7 protein-coding genes are annotated in these 7,560 nt (G+C 66.5%); 4 read left to right on the top strand and 3 right to left on the bottom strand.

Annotated elements, in window-relative coordinates; translation table 11 throughout:
- Positions 1-36 precede the first annotated feature (36 nt).
- Genes pcaG through pcaC form a run of 3 tightly spaced genes read right to left on the bottom strand, consistent with a single transcriptional unit; the run spans position 37 to position 1,768 of the window.
- Positions 37-657 (bottom strand): protocatechuate 3,4-dioxygenase subunit alpha, encoded by a 621-nt coding sequence (gene pcaG, locus RLN94_RS18575; protein ID WP_350127131.1) that lies wholly within the window; start codon positions 655-657, stop codon positions 37-39.
- The gene (pcaH, locus tag RLN94_RS18570) at positions 657-1,385 is read right to left on the bottom strand and encodes a protocatechuate 3,4-dioxygenase subunit beta (RefSeq protein WP_350127134.1); all 729 of its coding nucleotides are present in this window, start codon (positions 1,383-1,385) and stop codon (positions 657-659) included. The genes pcaG and pcaH overlap by 1 nt, the downstream gene beginning before the upstream one ends.
- Positions 1,382-1,768, bottom strand: a complete 387-nt coding sequence (pcaC, locus tag RLN94_RS18565; protein ID WP_350127137.1) for a 4-carboxymuconolactone decarboxylase — start codon at positions 1,766-1,768, stop codon at positions 1,382-1,384. Before pcaC ends, pcaH begins: the two co-directional genes overlap by 4 nt.
- A gap of 206 nt (positions 1,769-1,974) precedes the next feature.
- Here pcaC and RLN94_RS18560 point away from each other — a divergent pair, with 206 nt between their 5' ends.
- The 4 genes from RLN94_RS18560 to RLN94_RS18545 are packed head-to-tail and all read left to right on the top strand — an operon-like array spanning position 1,975 to position 7,558.
- Positions 1,975-4,065, top strand: coding sequence for a 3-hydroxyacyl-CoA dehydrogenase NAD-binding domain-containing protein (locus RLN94_RS18560; RefSeq protein WP_350127140.1), 2,091 nt, complete (start codon positions 1,975-1,977; stop codon positions 4,063-4,065).
- Positions 4,066-4,081: 16 nt separating this feature from the next.
- Positions 4,082-5,260, top strand: a complete 1,179-nt coding sequence (locus RLN94_RS18555) for an acetyl-CoA C-acyltransferase (RefSeq protein ID WP_350127143.1) — start codon at positions 4,082-4,084, stop codon at positions 5,258-5,260.
- A 4-nt stretch (positions 5,261-5,264) separates the two neighbouring features.
- Complete coding sequence (locus RLN94_RS18550) at positions 5,265-6,461, top strand: acyl-CoA dehydrogenase family protein (RefSeq protein ID WP_350127146.1); 1,197 nt, start codon at positions 5,265-5,267, stop codon at positions 6,459-6,461.
- 2 nt (positions 6,462-6,463) lie between these two features.
- Positions 6,464-7,558, top strand: coding sequence for an acyl-CoA dehydrogenase family protein (locus tag RLN94_RS18545; protein ID WP_350127149.1), 1,095 nt, complete (start codon positions 6,464-6,466; stop codon positions 7,556-7,558).
- Positions 7,559-7,560: the final 2 nt, after the last annotated feature.

Genomic DNA, 7,560 nt, shown 5'->3' with positions numbered 1-7,560 from the left:
CCGTAGGGTGGGTGAAACCCACCACCCCCGACCCCCTCAAATATCGTAGAACACAGTCTCCCCGTCCCCCTGCAACCGGATATCGAAGCGATAGACAACCTGACCGTCCCGCTCCGCCCGCTCGGCCACAAGGGTCTGCCGCCGCACCTCCCATTCGATCAGCCCCATCACCGGGTCCGCGGCATTGGCCTCCGCCTCGTCCGAGAAGTAAAGCCTTGTATTCAAACCGACATTCACGCCCCGCGCCACGATCCACAGGTTGATATGCGGCGCCATCATCCGGCCGTTCCGGCCCATCACCGGCCCCGGCTTGACGGTGTCGAACCCCCATTCCCCGGTCTCGAAATCCGTGATCACCCGGCCCCAGCCACGAAACCCCTCCTCGACCTCGCCCTCATGCTCAGGATGGGCATAAACGCCCTCCGCATTCGCCTGCCACGCCTCCAAGAGCACATCCTTCACCGGGCTCCCGGTGCCGTCGATCACGACCCCTTCGACCCGGATCCTCTCCCCCCCGGCATTCGGCCCGGCAATGTCCCAGCCCAGCTCGCGCTCGTAGATATCGAAGCCCGCCGCCCCCGGCGCCAGCCCGATATGCACGTATGGCCCCGCCGTCTGTGATGCGGTTTCCTTAAGGTATTCAAGCTTTTGCGGCATCAGTTCCCCTCCGGACGGTTTTCGAACAGCGTCGACCGCCGCCCGCGCAGGACGATGTCGAACTTGTAGGCGATGCTGTCGAGCGGGATCGTCGCGTTCAGGTCGAGCGGCGCGATCAGCTGCTCGATCGCCGCCGGGTCGGGGATGGTCTGCACGATCGGGCATTTCGCGATCAGCGGGTCGCCCTCGAAATACATCTGCGTGATCAGCCTCTGCGAAAACGAGCTCCCGAAAACCGAGATGTGAACATGCGCCGGCCGCCAGTTGTTCACCCAGTTCCGCCAGGGATAGGCCCCCGGCTTCACCGTCCGGAAAAAGTAATACCCGTTCTCGTCGGTCAAGGTCCGCCCGCAACCCCCGAAATTCGGGTCGATCGGCGCAAGGTACATGTCCTTCTTGTGCCGATACCGCCCCCCCGCATTGGCCTGCCATATCTCGACCAGCGTATTGGGCACCGGCCGCGCATTCTCGTCCAGAACCCGCCCGTGCAGGATGATCCGCTCGCCGATCGGGCTTTCGCCCGCCTGCGCGTAATTGGTCAGCAGGTCGTTGTCGCCCGGGTCGATATCGTCATGCCCGAACACCGGCCCGGTGATCTCGCTCGCCGACTGTTCAAGACTGATCAACGCATAGTTCGGCGAGCGCGCAACGGAGGTCTTGTACTCCCGCGCCAGTGCCGGCGGATGCCAGTCCCGGTCGCGCTGGTAATACTCGGCTGGCTTGGTCATCGGCTCTCCTCCGCCTCCATCTCGGCAAAAACGTTCTTGGCGATCTTCAGCGCGTGGTTCGCCTTTGGCACGCCCGCATAGACCGCCACGTGCTGAAACGCCTCCGCCACGTCGCGCGGGCTGGCCCCGGTGCGGGCCGTGGCCCTGATATGCATCGGGATTTCCTCGAAATTCCCCGTCGCCGCCAGAAGCGCCAGCGTCAGCATCGACCGTTCCCGCAGGCTGATCGCGTCGCTGGCCCACACGGTGCCCCACGCGCCCTCGGTGATCATCTCCTGGAACGGCGCGTCCAGCGCGGTCTTCGCCGCCTCGGCCCGGTCCACATGCGCCGCACCCAGAACCCGGCGCCGCACCGCCATCCCGGCCTCGTGTTTCTCGCTCACTCTTCCCGCCTCCCGCGCTAATGGCCATGTTTCGCCCGCCACTATGACAGCGCGGCGAGAGACTTGAAAACGTCTTTCTCGGCACCATCATTGCCAAGAGCGATTGGGAAATCAATTTCCACTATGTAAAATTCATTTTCGTATTTTGAAATTTGGCAAAGGGTGCGCTACAACCCCGCCAACAGGATTCGAAAGGGAGAGGCACGGTGGACACCCCCGTAACCATCACGCGAGAGGCGAATATCGCCATCGTCGAAGTCAACAACCCGCCCGTTAGCGCGGCCTCCCATGCCGTCCGGCTGGGGCTTCAGGACAAGGTGAAAGAGGCCGAGGCCGACCCGGCGGTCGAGGCCATCCTGATCTGCTGCGCCGGCCGAACCTTCATCGCCGGCGCCGATATCAAGGAGTTCGGCAAACCCCCGCAGGAGCCCAGCCTGCCCGACCTCGTCAACCAGATCGAGGCCTGCACCAAGCCGGTCATCGTCGCCATCCACGGCACCGCCCTCGGCGGCGGGCTCGAGGTGGCGATGGGCGGTCATTACCGCGTGGCGCTGACCTCGGCCAAGATGGGCCTGCCCGAGGTCAATCTCGGCATTCTCCCCGGCGCCGGCGGCACGCAGCGCCTGCCCCGCCTGATCCCGGTGGCCAAGGCCGCCGAAATGATCACCTCCGCCGGCATGATCGGCGCGAAGGAAGGCCATGACCTCGGCCTGATCGACCGGCTTGACGAGGGCGACGACCCCCGCGCCGCCGGCCTCGCCTATGCCAAAGACCTCCTCGCCGAAGGCGCCGGCCCCCGCCGGACCTCTGACAACCCGGCCAAAGACGCCGACGCCGTCGAATTCGACGCCCTCCGCGCCAAGGTCAAGAAATCCGCCCGTGGCACCATCGCACCGGTCACCGCGCTCGACGCCGTCGAAGGCGCCACCACCATGCCCTTCGCCGAGGGCCTGAAGAACGAGCGTGAGCTTTTCACCGATCTGCTCAATTCCGACCAGCGCGCGGCCCTCATCCACGCCTTCTTCGCCGAACGCTCCGTCGCCAAGGTGAAGGAGATCGAGGGCACCGACCCCCGCCCGACCGACAGGATCGGCGTGGTCGGCGGCGGCACCATGGGCGCGGGCATCGCCACCTCCGCCCTGCTGGCCGGCATCGACGTGACGCTGGCCGAGCGCGACGACGACGCCGCGAACAAGGCCCGCGCCACGGTCGAGAAGAACCTCGCCGGCGCCGTGAAACGCGGCAAGCTCTCGCAGGACAAGCACGATGCCATCCTCGCCGATACCTTCCGCACCACCACCGACTATGCCGATTTCGCCGACCGCGACCTCGTGATCGAAGCCGTCTTCGAAAGCATGGAGGTCAAGCGCGAGGTCTTCGGCAAGCTCGACGCCGTCTGCAAGCCCGGCGCGGTTCTGGCCACCAACACCTCCTATCTCGACATCAACGAGATCGCCGCCACCACCAACCGCCCCGGTGATGTGCTGGGCCTGCACTTCTTCTCGCCCGCCCACGTGATGAAGCTGCTCGAGGTGGTCGTCGCCGACAAGACCGACTCGGCGGTCACCGCCACGGGCTTCGCCCTCGGCAAGCGGATGAAGAAGATCGCCGTGCGCGCCGGCGTCTGCGACGGGTTCATCGGCAACCGCATCCTGTCGCACTACCAGAAGGCCATGTTCGCCACCGTCCTCGCCGGCGCCAGCCCCTTCGACGTCGACCGCGCGCTCACCAAGTTCGGCCTCGCCATGGGCCCCTTCGCCGTCAGCGACCTCGCCGGGCTCGATATCGGCTGGGCCAACCGCAAGCGCCTCGCCGAAACGCGCGACCCCCGTGAAACCTATGCCGCCTTCGCCGACAAGCTCTGCGAACAGGGCCATTTCGGCCGCAAGACCGGCAAGGGCTTCTACATCTACGCCGAAGGCGAAAAGCCCGAGCCCAACCCCGAGGTCGAGGAGATCATCGCCGCCGAGCGCGCCGAGAAGGGCATCACCCCGCGCGCCATCTCGGATCAGGAGATCGTCGACCGCTACATGGCCGCCATGGTGAACGAGGCCGCCCGCGTGGTGGGCGACGGCATCGCCCAGCGCCCCTCGGATGTCGACGTGGTCCTGCTCAACGGCTACGGCTTCCCGCGCTGGCGCGGCGGCCCGATGCACTATGCCGATACCGTCGGCCTGCCCAAGATCCTCAACGATATCGGCATCCTCAAGCAGGAGGACGACTACCTCTGGCAACCCGCCCCCCTGCTGAAAGAGCTTGTCGAGAGCGACCGGAATTTTGCCAGCCTCAACGGCTGAGAAGGAGAAACCCAATATGAAACAGGCCGTTATCGTATCGACCGCGCGCACCGGGCTCGCCAAGTCCTATCGCGGCGCCTTCAATGAAACCCACGGCGCCACCATGGCCGGCCACGCCATCGAGCACGCGGTCAAGCGCTCGAAACTCGACCCCGCCCTCATCGAGGACGCCTTCATCGGCTGCGGCTACCCCGAGGGCTGGACAGGCGCCAACATCGCCCGCCAGTCGGTGATCCGCGCGGGCCTGCCCGTCACCGTCGCAGCGGCCACGGTCAACCGCTTCTGCTCCTCCGGCCTGCAGGCCGTCGCAATGGCCACCAACGCCATCACCCAGAACGGCGCCCCCGCCGCCATTGCCGGCGGTGTCGAAAGCATCAGTCAGATGCCCCCCTCCCGCCCCCCGCGCGCGCAGGAGAAATGGATCGAGGAACACAAGCCCGAGCTCTACCTCTCGATGATCGAGACCGCCGACATCGTCGCCCGGCGCTACAACATCAGCCGCGAGGCACAGGACGAGCTGGCGCTGGAAAGCCAGAAGCGCACCGCCGCCGCGCAGGAGGCCGGGCGGCTGGATGACGAGATCGTACCGATCACCGTGACCCAGGCCTTCAAGGACAAGGAAACCGGCGAGGTCACCCGCAAGGAAGTCACCTTCGGCATGGACGACTGCAACCGCCCCAACACCACGCTGGAAGGGCTCGCCAAGCTGCAACCGGTGCAGGGCGAGGGCCACTACGTCACCGCCGGCAACGCCTCGCAACTTTCCGACGGGGCCTCCGCACTGGTGGTGATGGATGCCGAACTGGCCGAGAAACAGGGGCTGGAGCCCATGGGCGCCCTCAAGGGCTTCGTCACCGCCGGCTGCGAGCCCGACGAGATGGGCATCGGCCCGGTCTTCGCCGTCCCCCGCCTGCTCGAACGCCACGCCCTCAAGGTCGAAGACATCGACCTGTGGGAACTGAACGAAGCCTTCGCCAGCCAGGCCCTCTATTGCCGCGACCGGCTCGGCATCGACCCCGAAATCTGCAACGTCAACGGCGGCTCCATCTCCATCGGCCACCCGTTCGGCATGACCGGTGCCCGCATGACGGGCCATCTGCTGATCGAGGGCAAGCGCCGCGGCGCCAAGCTCGGCGTCGTCACCATGTGCATCGGCGGCGGCATGGGCGCGGCCGGCCTTTTCGAGATCTACTGATCCGATGGACCTTGCCTTCACGCAGGCCGAACAGGCGTTCCGGCAGGAGGTGCGCGAGTTCCTCGCCACCGCCCTGCCGCACGACCTGTCGGAAAAGGTCCGCCTCAACAAGCGGTTGGGCAAGGACGACTACCAGCGATGGCACGCCATCCTGAACGACAAGGGCTGGCTCGCCCCGGGCTGGCCCGTTGAACACGGCGGCGCGGGGTGGAGCCCGGTGCAGAAGCACATCTTCGAGGAAGAAGCCTGCCTCGCCCATGCCCCGCGCACCGTGCCCTTCGGCATCACCATGCTGGCGCCCGTCCTCCTCGCCTTCGGCACCGACGCACAGGTCAACCACTACCTCCCCCGCATCCTCAGCGGCGAAGACTGGTGGTGCCAGGGCTATTCCGAACCCGGCGCCGGCTCCGACCTCGCCTCGCTCAAGACCCGCGCCGTGCGCGACGGCGACCACTATATCGTCAACGGCCAGAAGACGTGGACGACCCTTGGCCAGCACGCCAACAAGATCTTCTGCCTCGTCCGCACCGACCCCGACGCCAAGAAACAGGAGGGCATCTCCTTCCTGCTGATTGACATGGACACCCCCGGCGTCACCCTCCGCCCCATCACGCTGATCGACGGGCAGGCGGAGGTGAACGAGGTCTTTTTCGACGACGTGCGCGTGCCGGCCGAGAACCTCGTCGGCGAGGAGAACAAGGGCTGGACCTACGCCAAGTACCTCCTGACCCATGAGCGCACTAATATCGCGGGCGTGGGCTTTTCCAACGCCGCGCTCGCCACCGTCAAGCGCGTCGCGTCCGAGGTCACCTCGGGCGGCAAACCTCTCGCACAGAACCCTTTCTTCGCCGCCCGCCTCGCGCAGGTCGAGATCGACCTGATGGCCATGGCCACCACCAACCTCCGCATCCTCGCCGCCGCCGAGGCAGGCCGCGCGCCGGGCCCCGAAAGCTCCATGCTGAAACTCAAGGGCACCGTCATCCGGCAGGAACTGACCTCGCTCCTGCGCCGCGCGCTCGGCCCCCACGCCCTGCCGCACCAGCCCGATTTCCTCGACGGCGGCGATAATGCCGAACCGCTGGGCCACGAACAGGCCCCCGGCGCGGCGCCCGCCTATTTCAACATGCGCAAGCTCTCGATCTTCGGCGGCTCGAACGAGATTCAGCGCACCATCATCGCCAAGTCGGTGCTGGGGGGCTGACGATGGATTTCACCCTCTCCGACGAACGCCGCATGCTGCAGGACAGCCTCTCGCGCTACCTCGCCGACAACCTCGACCACGAGCGCCGCCGCAAGACGCTCGACAGCGGCGCGCCCTTCGACGCGGACCTCTTCAAGGGCCTAGCCGATCTGGGCGTGCTCGCCGCGCTCTTTTCCGAAGAGGCGGGCGGCTTCGGCGGCAAGGGCCCCTACCTCGCGCTTGTCTTCGAGACCCTCGGCCGCGCCGGCACGCTTGAACCTTTCCTCCCTGCCGCCCTTGCCGCGCCTTTGCTCACCGACCACCCGGACCTTTTCGAAGACATCATCGCCGGTACCGCCATCGTCACCCTCGCCCATACTGAACCGGGTGCCCGTTACGACCTCGCCGACGTCACCCTTCAGGCCACCCCCAGCCTCAGCGGCACCAAAACCGGCGTGCTCTACGGCGCACAGGCGCAACACCTCATCGTCTCTGCCCGCGAAACCGGCGACCGGCACGACCCCGATGGAATCTCGCTCTTCCTTGTCCCCACCGACGCCCCCGGCCTCGCCATCACACCCCTCACCAACGTCGATGGCACCGCCTCAGCGCAAATCGACTTTACCGACACCCCCGCCGAAATCCGGCTTGGGCAAGCGGGCCAAGGCCACGCCCTTCTCGAAACCGCCACGGCCCACGCCATCCTCGCCCTGTCCGCCGAAACCCTCGGCGCGATGGAGGCCGCCAAGGACCTCACCCTCGCCTACCTTCAGGAGCGTCAGCAATTCGGCCGCCCCATCGGCACCTTCCAGGCGCTGCAACACCGCCTTGCCGACATGCTGACCGAGATCGAACAGGCGCGGTCTGCGGTCATCAACCTCGCCGGTCATCTGGGCGCCCCCCGTGAGGTGCGCGAACGCCATGTCAGCGCCACCAAGAATCTGATCGGCCGCGTCGCGGCGCTTGTCGCCGAGGAAGCCATCCAGATGCACGGCGGCATCGGCATGACCCAGGAATACGAGCTGTCTCACCACGCCCGCCGCCTCATCATGGCCGACCACCTCTTCGGCGACAGCGACCACCATCTCGAACGCTTCATCCACCTCTCGGGCGGCTGACG

The sequence above is a fragment of the Roseovarius sp. genome, from assembly GCF_040223625.1.
In the GTDB taxonomy this organism is placed as follows: domain Bacteria; phylum Pseudomonadota; class Alphaproteobacteria; order Rhodobacterales; family Rhodobacteraceae; genus Roseovarius.
The sequence above is the reverse complement of the archived record's forward strand: the minus strand, read 5'-3'. Positions and strand labels throughout refer to the sequence as shown.

Coding starts and splice junctions, on each gene's coding strand:
- RLN94_RS18550 (WP_350127146.1), top strand. CDS start 5,265: ATGGACCTTGCCTTCACGCAGGCCGAACAGGCGTTCCGGCAGGAGGTG.
- pcaG (WP_350127131.1), bottom strand. CDS start 657: ATGCCGCAAAAGCTTGAATACCTTAAGGAAACCGCATCACAGACGGCG.
- pcaH (WP_350127134.1), bottom strand. CDS start 1,385: ATGACCAAGCCAGCCGAGTATTACCAGCGCGACCGGGACTGGCATCCG.
- RLN94_RS18555 (WP_350127143.1), top strand. CDS start 4,082: ATGAAACAGGCCGTTATCGTATCGACCGCGCGCACCGGGCTCGCCAAG.
- RLN94_RS18545 (WP_350127149.1), top strand. CDS start 6,464: ATGGATTTCACCCTCTCCGACGAACGCCGCATGCTGCAGGACAGCCTC.